Here is a 13,133-nt window from a genome sequence, read left to right as displayed (position 1 = left end):
GCGCGCGCGAGTTCAAGGCTGACACGCCCGCCTGTTCCGGTTAGCGTCCGGTGCATGGCTGATACACTCTCCCCCGCTTCGCCGCTGACCCATGTCACCCCGCTCCTGCCGGAGCTCGCCGCGCGGGCGGCGGAGATGGAGGCCGTGCGCCGATTGCCCGCGGATCTTGCGCAGAAGCTGGCGGAGGCGGGGGTCTTCCGCATGGTCTCGCCGGCCGCCTTTGGCGGGCTGGAGCTCTCCCCCCGCGAGATTGTCGAGACGACCGAGGCGATTGCTGCCGCCAATGCAAGCGCAGGCTGGTGCGCGATGATCGCGGCAACCACCGCGCTCAACGCCGCTTACATGGCGCCGGAATACGCTGCCGAAATCTATGCCGATCCCATGACGATCACCGGCGGCGTCTTCGCCCCGATGGGACGGGCGGTGGTCGAGGGCGATCATTACCGCGTCACCGGGCGCTGGCAGTGGGGCTCGGGCTCGGCCAATTGCACCTGGCTCTGCGGTGGCTGCACCGTCTGGGAGAATGGCGAGATGCTGCGCCTTCCCTCCGGCGCGCCGGATGCGCGGATGATGGTGTTCGCGGCGTCCGAGGCGATCTTGCACGACACCTGGCATGTCATGGGCCTGAAGGGCACAGGCTCCGGCGATATCGAGGTGAAGGACATCCTCGTGCCCAGGGGCCGCTCTGTCTCGCTTGTGGCAGATGCGCCGCGTGAGGCGGGTGCGCTCTATAAATTCCCCGCCTTCGGCCTGCTGGCGCTGGGTGTCTCGGCGGTTGCGCTGGGGAATGCGCGCGGCGCGCTCGATGCGTTCCGGGATCTTGCGACGGTGAAGAAAAGCCAGGGCAGCGCCAAGACGCTCGCCGAGCGCCAGACGATGCAGGCGGAATTCGCGCGCTGCGAGGCGCAGTGGCGCGCGGCGAGGGCGTACCTCTTCGCGGAGATCGACCGCGTCTGGGCAATCGCAAAAGGCGAGGGCGCCATCCCGGTCGGGGCGCGCGCCGATCTGCGCCTCGCCTGCACCCACATGACGCGCACCGGCGCCGACATCTGCCGCACCCTCTACGATCTTGGCGGCGGCGCGGCGCTGTTCGAGGCGAGCGACCTGCAGCGCCGCTTCCGCGATGCCCATGCCATCACCCAGCATATCGTCACCGCGCCTTCGACGCTGGAGCTGACCGGGCGGGTTCTGTTCGGCCTGCCGACTGATGCCGGCATGATCTGACCGGAAAGTCTTGCGGGGGCAGGGAAGCAGGATGGGGCGCTCACTGAGTATCGGCATTGCCGGGGCGGGCATCGGCGGGCTCGCCGCTGGCGCGGTGCTGGCGGGGCAGGGGCACCGCGTGGCGGTGTTCGACCAGTTTGCAGCTGCCGGCCCGGTCGGCTCCGGCCTGATGCTGCAGGAAACCGGACTTGCCGTGCTCGGCGCGATGGGGCTGCGCGAGGCGGTCGAGGCGCTCGGCGCGCCGATTGACCGGCTCTGGGGCGTCTCCGCTGATACAGGCCGCCCGGTGCTGGACGTGCGCTACAGCGCGCTGCGCAAGGGGCTGATCGGGCTGGGCATCCAGCGGGCAACGCTGTTCGATGTGCTGCTGGCAGCCGCGCAGGCAGCAGGCGTGCGCCTCGTGACGCAGACGCGGATCACCGCCGCCAACGGCCAGTCCGGCGTGCTCGTCGATGATGCCGGCGGGGTGCATGGGCCGTATGACCTGCTCGTCGACGGGCTCGGCGTGCGCTCGCCGCTGTCCTCTGCGCCGAAGACGGAGCTCGCCTATGGCGCGCTCTGGGCAACGCTGCCCTGGCCGGAGGGGGCGGGCTTCGACACGCGCGCGCTGGAACAGCGCTATGAGGCGGCGCGGAAGATGGCGGGCGTGATGCCGTCCGGGCGGGCGTCCCCGGGCGCGCCGGAGAGCCTGACCTATTTCTGGTCCATCCGGGCAGACCAATACGATACGTTCCGTTCCGAGCCTTTGACCCATTGGAAAGACGCCGCCCGGGCGCTCTGGCCGCAGACCGATGTGCTGCTGGCTCAGATCGAATCCCCCGAGCAGATGGCCTTCGCGGGCTATCGCCACCGCACCCATGCGCCGGTAGTGGAGGGCCGCCTCGTCCATATTGGCGATGCCTGGCACGCGGCGAGCCCGCAGCTGGGGCAGGGGGCGAACATGGCGCTGCTGGATGCGTTTGCCCTTGCCCGCGCGCTGGAAGATTCGGCCGAAGCTGGCCCGGCGCTCCAGCATTTCCTGCGGCTGCGGGCAATGCATGTGCGGATCTATCAGTGGATGACCTGGGCGTTCACGCCGGTCTACCAGTCCGACGGGGCGGTGCTGCCCTGGCTGCGCGACCGGCTGGCTGCGCCGCTGCTGAAACTGTGGCCCGCCCCGCCGGTCCTTGCCGGGCTGGTGGCCGGGGGGATCGGGTCTCCGCTGAAACGGCTGGGGCTCGCGGCGGCGCGGTAGGCCCTCACCTCCCACGCCTTCGGCGCGGGCCCCTCCTCTCCCAGAGGGAGAGGGGTCAAGGGGAGCTCCACTAACACCTCTCCCACAAAGTGGGAGGTGAGGGCCTACCGCTGGCACCCGCCGCAATAAAACGTCGACCGCCCCGATTGGACGATGCGCTGCACCGTGCCGCCGCAGCGTTTGCACGCCTCTCCCTCGCGGTCATAAACGTCGAAGCGGTGCTGGAAATAGCCGAGCGCGCCATCGGCGGCGGCAAAGTCCGAGATGGACGAGCCGCCCGCCTCGATGGCCTCGGCGATCACGGCGTTGATGGCCGGGGCAAGCCTTGCGGCGCGCTGGCCGGGGATGGTGCGGGAGAGGCGCTTGGGCGAGATGCCAGCGCGGAACAGCGCCTCGCAGACATAGATATTGCCGAGCCCGGCGATCACCTTCTGGTCCAGCAGGGCGGCCTTGATCGGGGCGGCCTTGCCCCTTAGGGCCTCGTCCAGATAGGCGGGAGAGAAGCGGTTCGACAGCGGCTCCGGCCCCATCGCGATTAACCTTGGGTATGCCGCAAACGCCTCGGCAGGCCAGAGTTCCATGAAGCCAAACCGGCGGGGGTCGTTATAGGTGACGGTTTCCCCGCCCTCGAGGTGGAAGACAACATGGTCATGGGCGGCAAGGCTGCCCGTCTCGTGGTGGAAATCGCCGGTCAGCTGGCCGGAGACGGTAAACCGCCCCGTCATGCCGAGATGCATCACCAGCACTTCCCCGCCCGAGAGAAAGACCGACAGGAATTTCGCCTGCCGCGCGAGCCGGTCGATCCGCTGGCCGGCGAGACGCTCGGCAAACCGCTCGGGCAGGGGAAAGCGCAGGTCGGCGCGGCGCTGCTCGACCCGCAGGATGCGGCGGCCCTCCATCACAGGGGCAAGTCCGCGGCGAACTGTCTCGACTTCAGGTAATTCAGGCATCTTTATCGCATATACGCTACATCATCAGGCGTTAAGGTGGATGCGCATGACGGGTCAGGAAACCGGGGACCGCAAGGTCTCCTTCGGCTTCGAAGAGGTAACGGAGGCCGAGAAGGTCGACCGGGTGAAGGGCGTGTTCCGCTCGGTCGCCTCACGCTATGACATCATGAATGACGCGATGAGCGGGGGCGTGCACCGCCTCTGGAAGCATGACGCGATGAACCGCGTGAACCCTCAGCCGGGCGAGCGCCACCTCGATGTGGCCGGCGGCACGGGGGAGCTTGCGCGCGCCTTCCTGGCGCTGGCTGACAAGGCTGGCGCCCGGCGCGGCGATGCGCGGCAGGCGACCTCTATCGTGTCGGACATCAATGAAGCGATGCTGGAAGCCGGCAAGGCGCGCAGCGACAATGCCAAATGGGAAGGCCGGCTGAGCTGGATCTGTGCCGATGGGCAGAACCTTCCCTTTGCCGACCGGAGCTTCGATGCCGTGACGATTTCCTTCGGCATCCGCAACTTTGCCGACAGGGTCGCGGGCCTGAAGGAATTCCGCCGCGTGCTGAAGCCGGGCGGACGGCTCGCTGTGCTGGAGTTCAGCCAGATGACGGCGCCGATGCTGCAGAAGGCATATGACGCCTACAGCTTTGCGGTCATCCCCGGCATGGGCGAGATGATCGCGGGCGACCGGGCGAGCTATCAATACCTGATCGAATCCATTCGTCAGTTCCCGGATCAGGAAACCTTCCGGGCAGAGATCGAAGGCGCAGGCTTCCGCAATGTCTCGGTCACGAATTACCACGCCGGCATCGCGGCCCTGCACTTTGGCTGGGCCGTCTGATGCGCGGCGTGGCCCCGTCAATCGTTGATGCGGATTCCGTCTTCGCCGATGGAGATTTCGATATTGTCCGAGCTGCCCGGGCCTTCGGCGAAATAGTAGATGCCAAAGGCAACTGCGCCGGCGAATACGGCGCCAATGATGAAATAGAACATTCCGTTGCCGGACGAACGCGGACTGGGCATGAAAGCCTCCTGTGGGGTTATCTGTTGCCTTTACAACGCGCAAGGCGCGGCAGAGGTTCCCAACGCCCCGCGTGGGCGCTAAAGGCCCGGCCATGCTGAGGGCACTTTCCGATTATCGCCGCCTGATGCGCGCGGGCACCTCGCTCGCGCGCCATGATGTCGTGCTGCCGGGCGCCTATCGCACACGCCTGCCGCTGCCCGCACGGATTGCGGGCGGAATGCTGCGCCTCGTGGCGGGCGGCGCGAAGGGGCGTCCGGGCGAGCGGCTGGCGCGCGCGCTGGAACAGTTGGGGCCGGCCTATATCAAGCTCGGGCAATTCCTGGCGACCCGGCCGGATGTGTTCGGCTCCGAAGTGGCGGGCGATCTCTCGCGCCTGAAGGACAAGCTGCCACCGTTTCCGATGAAGGCGGCGCGCGCGGCGCTGGCGGCGGAGTTCGGTGAGGCGGAGGCCGCGCGGCTGTTTCCGAGCCTGTCGGACCCTGTGGCCGCCGCCTCGCTGGCGCAAGTGCACCGGATGGCGCTGCCGGAGGGCGATATGGCGGTGAAAATCCTCCGTCCCGGGATCGAACGGCAGCTGGAGCTTGAGCTCTCCGCGATGCGCCGCGCTGCGCGCACCATCGAGGGCGTCTCCAGCGAGAGCCGCCGGCTGCGCCCGGTTGCGTTCACCGAGACGATTGCGAGCTCGATGCTGCGCGAACTCGACCTGCGCCTTGAGGCCGGCGGGGCCGACGAGATGCGCGAGATCCACGAAAAGCTCGGTTACTTCCGTATACCGAAGGTCGACTGGGAACGCACGGGCCGCCGCGTGCTGACGGCCGAATGGATCGAGGGCACGCCGCTGACGGCGCCGGACGCCTTCGACCGGCCAGGTATCGACCGGATACAGCTGGCCAACGACATCACGCAGGGCTTCCTCTCCAGCGCGATCAATCACGGTGTCTTCCATGCCGACATGCATGAAGGCAACGCCATACTGACGCCGGAGGGCAAAATTGCGCTTGTCGATTTCGGCATCATCGGCCGGATCGGGCCGACCGAGCGGCGTTTTCTCGCGGAGATCCTCTGGGGTTTCCTGAAGCGCGACTATTACCGCATTGCCGAAGTGCATTTCGAGGCCGGCTATGTGCCGCCGAGCCAGTCGGTGGGCGATTTTGCGCAGGCGCTGCGCTCCATCGGCGAGCCGCTGTTCGGACGGCCGGCCGAAGAAGTCTCGATGGGCCGGGTGCTGCTGCAGCTGTTCGATTACACCCACACCTTCGGCATGGCGCTGCGCCCGGAACTCGTCCTGTTGCAGAAGACGATGGTGCAGGTGGAAGGCGTCGCGCGCGCGATTGATCCCACGCACAATATCTGGACCGCGTCGGAGCCTGTGATCGCGGCCTGGATGAAGCAGAATTTCGGCCCCGAAGGCGCAGTGCGCATGGTGGGCGAAACGATCCGTGATGTGACGAACCGGCTGAAGCGCCTGCCGGAGGTGATGGACCGGTTCGAGGCGAGCCTCAACGCCCAGCCCGCGCCGCCGCCGCCGCGCGAGCGGTTTGCGCCCTGGTGGGGATGGTTCGGGCTGGTGGCCGTGCTGGCCGGGCTCGCGGCCTTTGCGGTGCAGGGGCTCAGTTAGGCAGGCCGGGTGCGGGCTCCGCTTAAGGCTCAGGCAGCGCCGCCGGGGTGAAATCAGCCGTTGGGCTGAAATGTGCGTGCACGAATTGCCAGCGTTCGTCCTTCTTGACGAGGGTCGCCGTGAAGACGCCCGGGCCTTCGATCTGCACGGTGCCAAGGCGTAGAGCCTGAACATAATCGCCCGACACAGCGGCAACATTCCGGGCGATGGGCGTGATCTCGAAGTTGGAGAGCAGGAGCTCTGGCGTGTAGCCGCCGGTGGCTGAGAAATCGAGCGCGGCGGCGGCATCGGGTCCGTAATCATGCATCACGCGGCCGTCCTCGATCCAGAGGAACCCGGAATCGGGCCAATACATCGGCGCGAGGTCGGCACCACTGCCTCGCAGGCGGGTCTCGGCCCAGGTCTGGAGGAAGTCGCCGGTTTCCGAGATGATCACCGTTTTGTCCTGCGGCCGGAGTTCGTCCGAATTGCAGCCGCCGAGGGCAAGCGCGGCGGTCATGCTGCAAGCCGCCATGTAAAGCCTGAAACCGGACATGCTGATTTTCCCCCCGCCCTGTGCCTCCACGTTAAGCCTGAATCCGGTCGAGGGGGAGGGGCACCGGCCCCCGCCGCGCGAATAATTCGCCGGGGCGGGTTGCCGGGCAGAAGCGCGTTCGCGTCAGGGGAGTAAGCCCTTCGCCGCGTTAACGTTTGGGTTACCTTTCGGGCGATGCCGCCAGACAGGAGCCCGGCCATGAAAGCTGCCATTCTCGTCCTCGCCGCGATTGCCCTCTCTGGTCCTGCCAGCGCGCAGGCGCTTCTGGGTGCCGGATGCGGGGGCAGTGCAGCGCTGATCACGCCGCCTGCGGCCGGCACTACGCAGGTGGTGGTCGTCCGCGATGGCTGCCCCGGCCCGGCGCGGCAGGTGATCCAGACGATGCGGCCCGGCGAGCGGACGGCGACGACCATCATCGTCCGCCGGGGCGAGCCTTCCAGCCCGGCACTGATCACCGACACCGCTGACCGCAAGGATTTCGCGGCGTCGAGCTCTGCGCGTATCGTGCGGGTGCGCTGAGGCGGCAGCTCCAAACCTTGCCGGTGTCTTGACGTGGCCGCAGCAATCCCGCGGATTTGATGGGGCGGCAGCAATCTTTTTGCGCTAGGAACGGGGCCTCCGGGACCCGATATGCCCAATATGCCTGACATGAATGGCCAGATGAGCGCAAAACGCATCCTCCTGATCATCGGCGGCGGCATCGCTGCCTATAAGAGCCTCGAGCTGATCCGCGAGCTTGCGCGGCGCGGCATCGGCGCCCGCGTGATCCTCACTAAAGCTGGCGCGGAATTCGTGACGCCGCTGTCGGTGGCCGCGCTCTCGGGCGAAAAGGTCTATTCCGAACTCTTCAGCCTGACCGATGAGACCGAGATGGGGCATATCGAGCTCTCGCGCTCGGCGGACCTCGTCGTCGTCTGCCCGGCGACCGCCGACCTGATGGCGAAAGCTGCGAATGGCCTTGCCAATGACCTTGCCTCCACCGCGCTGCTGGCGACCGACAAGCCGGTGCTGATGGTGCCGGCGATGAATGTGCGGATGTGGGACCATGCCGCGACCCGCCGCAATGTCGCGCGCCTGCGCGAGGATGGCGTGAGCGTGCTGGAGCCGGACATCGGCCCGATGGCATGCGGGGAGTTTGGCCCGGGGCGCCTGCCCGAAGTGCCCGCGATTGTGGCCGCCGTGGAAGCCGCGCTCGCGCCGAAGCGGGCAGGGCGGCTGGCAGGCGTGCACGCCCTCGTGACTGCCGGGCCGACGCGCGAGCCGCTGGATCCGGTGCGCTATATCTCCAACCATTCCTCCGGCAAGCAGGGCTATGCGATTGCCGCTGCGCTCGCTGCCGAAGGCGCGCGGGTGACGCTTGTCTCCGGCCCAGTGTCCCTGCCTGCGCCGAAGGGCGTGGACCTGGTGCGGATCGAGACCGCGCGCGAGATGCTGAAGGCGTGCGAAGATGCGCTGCCGGCGGGTGTTTTCGTCTCGGTGGCGGCGGTGGCAGACTGGCGCCCGGTGAAGGCGTCGAGCCAGAAACTCAAGCTCAAGGGCAAGGAAGGCGCGCCGGCCATCGAGCTCACAGAGAACCCGGACATCCTGCGCACGCTGAGCCAGAAGAAAAAGAAACGCCCGCGCCTCGTCATCGGCTTTGCAGCGGAGACCGAAGAGGTCGAGCGCCATGCGCGCGAGAAACTCGCCCGCAAGGGCTGCGACTGGATCGTGGCGAACGATGTCTCCGGCGATGTCATGGGCGGGGCGGAGAACGAGATCGCGCTGATCACCCACGCCGGCGCAGAACGCTGGCCGCGCATGGCGAAGGACGCTGTCAGCGCCCGCCTCGCCTCGCGGATCGCCGATGCGCTGAGCGGCGATGACGGCGCCTTCAGCCTGGCGGCGGAGTAGGCGTCAGCCGCCTTCGTCCAGCGCGCTCAGCTTGCCGGGCAGGTCTGCGCGGGCGTGCAGGAAATCGAGGATGATGATTTCAGCAGCGTCTTCGATGAAGACGATGAAATGCTGGCCGGATCGGGCAAAGCGCAGATCCTCCGGCAGGTTCGCATCAATCAGCTTGCGGCAACTGTGGGACAGCACGGTGCCAGCGGCGATTCCGGTGCAGCAGGCGATCAGGTCTTGCTCATAGGCTTCCGCCTGACGGGGGCCGAAGGTCTCATAGGTCCAGTCTGCGATACCGGTGAGTGCGGCTTCGGCACGGCGGGTCAGCCGCCAGGGTTTCACTTGGCGGCCTTCCTGCGCGCCGCGCGGAAGGCGCGCCGGATGGCGGCCTCGCCACTGCCCTCGGCCAGCTCGCCGCGCCGGGCTTCCTCAAGGCTGAGCGTGAGGCGCGCCCGAAGCGCGTCCATTTCGCTTTCCTCGCGCTCCAGCAGGCGCAGGCCCGCGCGCAGCGCCTCGGAGGCATTCTGGTAGCGGCCGGAGGCAACCAGCCGGTCGATCATCGCGGACTGGGCTTCGGTGAGGACAACATTCCGGGTCGCCATGGCAGGCCTCCTGTGAGCGTTGGCAGTATATGCCAATTGCCACGCATCGTCAAAACGGGCCCGGCTTGACTCCCGCGCAGAGTCTCCGCACCCCTCCGGGCATGAGCGATGTGATGGTTCAGGTTGTGCCGCTGGCGCATTTCGAGGGGCTGGACCTGCCGGCCTATGAGACGGCGGGATCGGCCGGGATGGATGTGCGCGCGGCGGTGGCGGAGGATGCGCCGGTCGTGCTGGCGCCGGGCGCGCGGACGATGGTGCCGACGGGGCTGACGGTGGCGATCCCCGAGGGCTATGAGATCCAGGTGCGCCCGCGCTCGGGGCTGGCAGCAAAGCATGGGCTGACCTGCCTCAACACGCCGGGCACGATCGATTCCGATTATCGCGGCGAGATCAAGGTGATCCTGATCAATCTGGGCGCAGAGCCCTTCACCATCCGCCGGGGGGAACGCATCGCGCAGCTCGTGCTCGCGCCGGTCACGCGGCTGGCCTGGTCTGAGGTAAAAGCGCTCGACGGGACCGCGCGCGGGGCGGGCGGGTTCGGCTCTACCGGACGGTAAGGCGGCGGCGCGAAAAAAACTTCGCCGGATCGATCAATTTTTCTTGAACAGTAGACAACATCTCCCACATATTGTTTATCAATATGGAGGGAGGCGCATATGGGCCCTGTTTTCTATATCTTTCTTGGCTTCGCAATCGCCTGGTTCTTCATCGGCCGGCGGAGTTGCCGCCCCCGTGTGCGCCATGCTGGCCCTGATCCGCGCCCCGATCCCCGGGACGAGATGATCGACCGGCTGACAGACCGGGTACGCACCCTCGAGCGGATCATCACCGACCGCGACTGGCAGCTTCGCCGGGACATTGACGATCTTGACCGCTGATCTGGCGGCGATGCCCGCTCCGGGCTATAGGTTCAGGACTTTGTGCAGCAGGAGGCACTGATGGATGTGTTCACAATGGTCGCGGTCATCGTTGTCGCCAGCATGGCGTATGCCGCCTATGAAGTGCACATGAAGACCAAGGCGAAACTGGCCGCGCGGGGCGCCGATGGCGACACTGCAGCGATGCGCGCCGACCTCGAAAAGCTGAAAGACCGGGTGCGCGTGCTCGAGAAGATCGTCACCGATCAGGAGCGCCAGCTGTCCGAAGAAATCCGCCGCCTCGCCTGAGGTTTCGCTGTTTGCCCGGCTCGCAAAGGAATGCCGCATGGACCCTTTCTCGATGGTTGTCGCCATTGTGGCGATCAGCGTGGCCGCCGGCGTCGTCAATACCTGGATCAAATCCCGGAACCGCGAGCGGCCCGATGATGGGCTGCGCGAGGAGCTTTCCGGCGCGCGGCAGGATATCGCTAAGCTGAAAGAGCGCGTGCGCGTTCTGGAAGAGATCGTGACCGACAAGGACCGCCAGCTGTCTGACGATATCCGCCGGCTCGGCTGAGACCGGGCGGAGGTTTCCCGAATATCAACCAATGACAGCTATACAGAACCTCTGGAATGGGAGGTCTGGAGCGATGAAGTCTATGGGACGGCCGGCAGCGGGCCTCACCGGCGCGCCTCGCAAGGCATTTGGAAAGAAGCCCAGCCCGTTTGCGGCTGGCGGCTTTGCTCCCTCGAAACCGGCGCCGCAGCCCCTGTCTCCGAAGGCGATGGCCTTCCTGGAGGCAGATCGCGGGCGCAGCGCGGCGGGGGCCATATTCGATCGCGAGGATGCCTCGCTGGAGACCCTCGCCCGCTCGGCCATGCGCAAATCGGGGGCCACGTTCAATCCGGGCGGAAAACCTGTCTTCGGCCGGCGGATCATTGCCCTGTTCATTGATGACATGCTGGTCTGGCTGGCGGTGACGTTCCTGTTCGGCGGCAGCCTCCTGGCCGCAGCGGCGACCTATGCGGCCTCGCCCGAGGGATCAGCAGAGCAGGCGACCGCGATGATGCAGCTGTTCATCTTCACGCTGACATATGTGATCTTGCGGACGGCCTACAGTATCCTGATGGAAAGCTCGTCCCTGCAGGCGACGGTGGGCAAGCTGCTCTGCGGCGCTGTCGTCGTCAGCCGCACGCAGGAGCGGGCGAGCCTTGGCGCGATTGTCCTGCGCAATACGGCGGGCCGCCTGGTTGTGAACATGATCCCGTTCGGCATCGGCTATCTGATGGGGCTGTTCTCGCGCGAGCGGATCTGCCTGCATGACCTTATGAGCTCGACCATGGTGCGCGCGCGCAATGGGGCAGGGCTGAGCACGGCGCAGGCTGGCGCATTCGACTGACGCCTCAGACGAGGACGCCTTCGTCCTTGCGGAATTTTGCCAGCAGATAGGCCGGTGTCTCCTCGATCGTGTCGAGCGCGCCGAAGGCAAACGCCGTGCGGTCCAGCACGATGTCGCGCGGGCGCAGGGGCCGCGAGATTTCGAGGCCTTCCAGCGTGCGGGCGCGGGAGAAGGCCACATAGGCCTGCCCGTGGGCGAACATTCCGGCGTCAAAGTCGATGAACACGCGGTCAAGCGTCAGGCCCTGCGCCTTGTGGATGGTGACGGCATAGGCGAGGCGCAGCGGCACCTGCTTGAACGTGCCGATGACTTCGCGCTTCACTTTCTTGGTGTCAGCCTCGAGGCCGTAGCGGTATTTCTCCCAGGCGGCGGGCTCGATCTCATAGGCGCGGCCATCGAGCTCGACGATCACGCTGCGCGCGCCGAAGCCGGCGACATGGGCGAGCGAGCCATTGACCCAGCGTCCTTCCGGATCGTTGCGGATCAGCATGACGCGGGCGCCGACCTTCAGTTCAAGATCGGCTTCGGTGGGATAGGCCTTGTCCTCGAACTGGCCCTGGACATCCGCGCGGAAGACTTTGCTCTGTCCACGGATTTCAGCGAGCCGGGTCTGGTTGATGCGGAAGGCGTTGGCATTGTTGGGCGTTAGCACGACATGCGTTTCGGAAGCGTCCGCCGCCTTGCGGGAGGAGACGAGGCGTTCCAGCAGGGCTTCATCGGAAGGCGTCACCCGGCCGGAACGCAGCGCGCCGAGCAGGGCGAGGAAGCGCGGATCGGCCTGGCGGAACACATGTTTCAGCGCAAGCAGCGCAAACTCGCCCTCGCGGAAGGCCGGGGCGTTGAAGAAGAATCCGCCGCCATAACGCTCCTGGAGGATCGGGCCTTCCTCGGACGAGATCACCGGGGGCAGCTGGTGCAGGTCGCCGGAGAGGATCATCCGTACACCGCCGAACGGGCGCTTGGAGCCGCGATTGAGTTTCAGGCTGCGGTCGATGGCGTCGAGCATATCGGCGCGCACCATGGAGATTTCGTCGATCACCATGGTCTCGATGGCGCGCACGACGCGCGCATTCGGCAGGCGGCGCACATCCTGCGGCTCGACAAGGCGCGGGGGCAGCTTGAAGAAGGAATGGATCGTTTGCCCGCCGGCATTCATCGCGGCAACGCCCGTGGGGGCGAGGACGACGGCAGTGTCGCCGGCCTCGGCTAGGAATTTTCGCAGGAGCGTCGTCTTGCCGGTGCCCGCCCGGCCGGTCAGGAACAGGTTGCCCTGTGCGCCCGCGCCGCGGGCCACCCAGTCAGCCGGCGCGGCATAGACCGTCTCCGGGGCAGGGGTGGTCATCCCCTCAGGGGCCGACGAGGCGCATCTGGCGCCCGCGGCTGCCACCCCCGGTGCTGGCCACGACCTGCCAGCCGAGCGCCTCATAGGCGCGCCGGGCGGTGATATTGTCCGTATCCACATCAAGGCTCAGCGGGCCTTCCGCCTCGCGCCGCGCAACCTCCAGGAGGCCGCGCGCCACGCCGCACAGGCGCCAGTCCTCCGCCACGAACAGGTGGTCGACATAATCGGCCGGGACCTGCAGCGTCAGGAAGCCGATGATGCCGGCGTTCTGTTCCTCGGCCACCCAGCCGGGCTGGCCTTCGAGCGCGCGGCGCAGCGTCAGGTGCTGGCCCCGGTGCGCGGCGCGCCAGGGCATGTCCTGAAGGCAGTCTGTGAAGATGTCCCGGCAAGAAGGGATGTCCGCTGTTTCCAGCGGCCTGATCATCCATCCTGCTCCGGCGTGCCTGTACATGGGCGCCAGACTAGGCGCGGCAGC

Annotated in this window: 18 protein-coding genes; 11 read left to right on the top strand and 7 right to left on the bottom strand. The window is 66.9% G+C overall.

Features of this window, described 5'->3' with window-relative positions; all coding sequences use genetic code 11:
• Positions 1-54 precede the first annotated feature (54 nt).
• Both ACK4SV_RS09325 and ACK4SV_RS09320 read left to right on the top strand, forming a co-directional pair.
• Positions 55-1,224, top strand: coding sequence for an acyl-CoA dehydrogenase family protein (locus ACK4SV_RS09325; RefSeq protein ID WP_409917552.1), 1,170 nt, complete (start codon positions 55-57; stop codon positions 1,222-1,224).
• A gap of 31 nt (positions 1,225-1,255) precedes the next feature.
• Positions 1,256-2,458 (top strand): FAD-dependent oxidoreductase, encoded by a 1,203-nt coding sequence (locus tag ACK4SV_RS09320; RefSeq protein ID WP_409917551.1) that lies wholly within the window; start codon positions 1,256-1,258, stop codon positions 2,456-2,458.
• Positions 2,459-2,562: 104 nt separating this feature from the next.
• Here the strand turns inward: ACK4SV_RS09320 and mutM are convergent, their stop codons facing one another.
• The gene (gene mutM / locus ACK4SV_RS09315; protein WP_409917550.1) at positions 2,563-3,408 is read right to left on the bottom strand and encodes a bifunctional DNA-formamidopyrimidine glycosylase/DNA-(apurinic or apyrimidinic site) lyase; all 846 of its coding nucleotides are present in this window, start codon (positions 3,406-3,408) and stop codon (positions 2,563-2,565) included.
• 46 nt (positions 3,409-3,454) lie between these two features.
• Between mutM and ACK4SV_RS09310 the strand changes: the two genes are divergently transcribed.
• Positions 3,455-4,243, top strand: a complete 789-nt coding sequence (locus ACK4SV_RS09310; RefSeq protein WP_409917549.1) for a class I SAM-dependent methyltransferase — start codon at positions 3,455-3,457, stop codon at positions 4,241-4,243.
• 17 nt (positions 4,244-4,260) lie between these two features.
• Here ACK4SV_RS09310 and ACK4SV_RS09305 read toward each other — a convergent pair whose 3' ends face one another.
• Positions 4,261-4,425 carry a hypothetical protein gene (locus ACK4SV_RS09305; RefSeq protein WP_409917548.1) on the bottom strand — a complete coding sequence of 55 codons (165 nt, stop codon included), beginning with the start codon at positions 4,423-4,425 and terminating at the stop codon, positions 4,261-4,263.
• Between the two features lie 92 nt (positions 4,426-4,517).
• Here ACK4SV_RS09305 and ACK4SV_RS09300 point away from each other — a divergent pair, with 92 nt between their 5' ends.
• Positions 4,518-6,044: an AarF/UbiB family protein gene (locus tag ACK4SV_RS09300; protein ID WP_409917547.1), complete on the top strand. Its 1,527-nt coding sequence runs from the start codon at positions 4,518-4,520 to the stop codon at positions 6,042-6,044.
• A gap of 22 nt (positions 6,045-6,066) precedes the next feature.
• On the opposite strand, the gene ACK4SV_RS09295 is transcribed toward ACK4SV_RS09300, so the two are convergent.
• Positions 6,067-6,579 (bottom strand): nuclear transport factor 2 family protein, encoded by a 513-nt coding sequence (locus ACK4SV_RS09295; RefSeq protein WP_409917546.1) that lies wholly within the window; start codon positions 6,577-6,579, stop codon positions 6,067-6,069.
• Between the two features lie 198 nt (positions 6,580-6,777).
• Here ACK4SV_RS09295 and ACK4SV_RS09290 point away from each other — a divergent pair, with 198 nt between their 5' ends.
• On the top strand, positions 6,778-7,098 hold the full coding sequence (locus ACK4SV_RS09290; protein WP_409917545.1) for a hypothetical protein: 321 nt from the start codon (positions 6,778-6,780) through the stop codon (positions 7,096-7,098).
• A gap of 141 nt (positions 7,099-7,239) precedes the next feature.
• Positions 7,240-8,469 carry a bifunctional phosphopantothenoylcysteine decarboxylase/phosphopantothenate--cysteine ligase CoaBC gene (coaBC, locus tag ACK4SV_RS09285; RefSeq protein ID WP_409917544.1) on the top strand — a complete coding sequence of 410 codons (1,230 nt, stop codon included), beginning with the start codon at positions 7,240-7,242 and terminating at the stop codon, positions 8,467-8,469.
• 3 nt (positions 8,470-8,472) lie between these two features.
• On the opposite strand, the gene ACK4SV_RS09280 is transcribed toward coaBC, so the two are convergent.
• Both ACK4SV_RS09280 and ACK4SV_RS09275 read right to left on the bottom strand, forming a co-directional pair.
• Entirely contained in the window at positions 8,473-8,799 is a 327-nt protein-coding gene (locus ACK4SV_RS09280) for a type II toxin-antitoxin system RelE/ParE family toxin (protein ID WP_409917543.1), read from the bottom strand.
• Positions 8,796-9,059 (bottom strand): type II toxin-antitoxin system ParD family antitoxin, encoded by a 264-nt coding sequence (locus ACK4SV_RS09275; protein ID WP_409917542.1) that lies wholly within the window; start codon positions 9,057-9,059, stop codon positions 8,796-8,798. The genes ACK4SV_RS09280 and ACK4SV_RS09275 overlap by 4 nt, the downstream gene beginning before the upstream one ends.
• A 101-nt stretch (positions 9,060-9,160) precedes the next feature.
• Here ACK4SV_RS09275 and dut point away from each other — a divergent pair, with 101 nt between their 5' ends.
• From dut to ACK4SV_RS09250, 5 genes are all read left to right on the top strand, one after another.
• On the top strand, positions 9,161-9,616 hold the full coding sequence (gene dut, locus ACK4SV_RS09270) for a dUTP diphosphatase (RefSeq protein WP_409917541.1): 456 nt from the start codon (positions 9,161-9,163) through the stop codon (positions 9,614-9,616).
• Positions 9,617-9,715: 99 nt separating this feature from the next.
• The gene (locus ACK4SV_RS09265) at positions 9,716-9,937 is read left to right on the top strand and encodes a hypothetical protein (RefSeq protein WP_409917540.1); all 222 of its coding nucleotides are present in this window, start codon (positions 9,716-9,718) and stop codon (positions 9,935-9,937) included.
• A gap of 60 nt (positions 9,938-9,997) precedes the next feature.
• A complete protein-coding gene (locus ACK4SV_RS09260; protein ID WP_409917539.1) occupies positions 9,998-10,225 on the top strand; it encodes a hypothetical protein in 228 nt (75 codons plus the stop codon).
• Positions 10,226-10,262: 37 nt separating this feature from the next.
• The gene (locus tag ACK4SV_RS09255; protein WP_409917538.1) at positions 10,263-10,493 is read left to right on the top strand and encodes a hypothetical protein; all 231 of its coding nucleotides are present in this window, start codon (positions 10,263-10,265) and stop codon (positions 10,491-10,493) included.
• Between the two features lie 82 nt (positions 10,494-10,575).
• On the top strand, positions 10,576-11,316 hold the full coding sequence (locus ACK4SV_RS09250) for an RDD family protein (RefSeq protein WP_409917537.1): 741 nt from the start codon (positions 10,576-10,578) through the stop codon (positions 11,314-11,316).
• A 4-nt stretch (positions 11,317-11,320) separates the two neighbouring features.
• Here ACK4SV_RS09250 and ACK4SV_RS09245 read toward each other — a convergent pair whose 3' ends face one another.
• Both ACK4SV_RS09245 and ACK4SV_RS09240 read right to left on the bottom strand, forming a co-directional pair.
• Positions 11,321-12,658, bottom strand: a complete 1,338-nt coding sequence (locus ACK4SV_RS09245) for an ATP-dependent RecD-like DNA helicase (protein ID WP_409917536.1) — start codon at positions 12,656-12,658, stop codon at positions 11,321-11,323.
• Between the two features lie 4 nt (positions 12,659-12,662).
• Complete coding sequence (locus tag ACK4SV_RS09240) at positions 12,663-13,082, bottom strand: N-acetyltransferase family protein (protein WP_409917535.1); 420 nt, start codon at positions 13,080-13,082, stop codon at positions 12,663-12,665.
• Between the last annotated feature and the right edge of the window lie 51 nt (positions 13,083-13,133).

It is taken from the genome of Hyphomonas sp., assembly GCF_046313735.1.
Taxonomy (GTDB): Bacteria; Pseudomonadota; Alphaproteobacteria; order Caulobacterales; family Hyphomonadaceae; genus Hyphomonas.
This window is presented reverse-complemented; position numbering and strand designations above follow the sequence as displayed.

Excerpts from the sequence above, each read along its gene's own strand:
- ACK4SV_RS09325 (WP_409917552.1), top strand. The coding sequence starts at position 55 with ATGGCTGATACACTCTCCCCCGCTTCGCCGCTGACCCATGTCACCCCG.
- ACK4SV_RS09320 (WP_409917551.1), top strand. The coding sequence starts at position 1,256 with ATGGGGCGCTCACTGAGTATCGGCATTGCCGGGGCGGGCATCGGCGGG.
- mutM (WP_409917550.1), bottom strand. The coding sequence starts at position 3,408 with ATGCCTGAATTACCTGAAGTCGAGACAGTTCGCCGCGGACTTGCCCCT.
- ACK4SV_RS09310 (WP_409917549.1), top strand. The coding sequence starts at position 3,455 with ATGACGGGTCAGGAAACCGGGGACCGCAAGGTCTCCTTCGGCTTCGAA.
- ACK4SV_RS09305 (WP_409917548.1), bottom strand. The coding sequence starts at position 4,425 with ATGCCCAGTCCGCGTTCGTCCGGCAACGGAATGTTCTATTTCATCATT.
- ACK4SV_RS09300 (WP_409917547.1), top strand. The coding sequence starts at position 4,518 with ATGCTGAGGGCACTTTCCGATTATCGCCGCCTGATGCGCGCGGGCACC.
- ACK4SV_RS09295 (WP_409917546.1), bottom strand. The coding sequence starts at position 6,579 with ATGTCCGGTTTCAGGCTTTACATGGCGGCTTGCAGCATGACCGCCGCG.
- ACK4SV_RS09290 (WP_409917545.1), top strand. The coding sequence starts at position 6,778 with ATGAAAGCTGCCATTCTCGTCCTCGCCGCGATTGCCCTCTCTGGTCCT.
- coaBC (WP_409917544.1), top strand. The coding sequence starts at position 7,240 with ATGAGCGCAAAACGCATCCTCCTGATCATCGGCGGCGGCATCGCTGCC.
- ACK4SV_RS09275 (WP_409917542.1), bottom strand. The coding sequence starts at position 9,059 with ATGGCGACCCGGAATGTTGTCCTCACCGAAGCCCAGTCCGCGATGATC.
- dut (WP_409917541.1), top strand. The coding sequence starts at position 9,161 with ATGAGCGATGTGATGGTTCAGGTTGTGCCGCTGGCGCATTTCGAGGGG.
- ACK4SV_RS09265 (WP_409917540.1), top strand. The coding sequence starts at position 9,716 with ATGGGCCCTGTTTTCTATATCTTTCTTGGCTTCGCAATCGCCTGGTTC.
- ACK4SV_RS09260 (WP_409917539.1), top strand. The coding sequence starts at position 9,998 with ATGGATGTGTTCACAATGGTCGCGGTCATCGTTGTCGCCAGCATGGCG.
- ACK4SV_RS09255 (WP_409917538.1), top strand. The coding sequence starts at position 10,263 with ATGGACCCTTTCTCGATGGTTGTCGCCATTGTGGCGATCAGCGTGGCC.
- ACK4SV_RS09250 (WP_409917537.1), top strand. The coding sequence starts at position 10,576 with ATGGGACGGCCGGCAGCGGGCCTCACCGGCGCGCCTCGCAAGGCATTT.
- ACK4SV_RS09245 (WP_409917536.1), bottom strand. The coding sequence starts at position 12,658 with ATGACCACCCCTGCCCCGGAGACGGTCTATGCCGCGCCGGCTGACTGG.
- ACK4SV_RS09240 (WP_409917535.1), bottom strand. The coding sequence starts at position 13,082 with ATGATCAGGCCGCTGGAAACAGCGGACATCCCTTCTTGCCGGGACATC.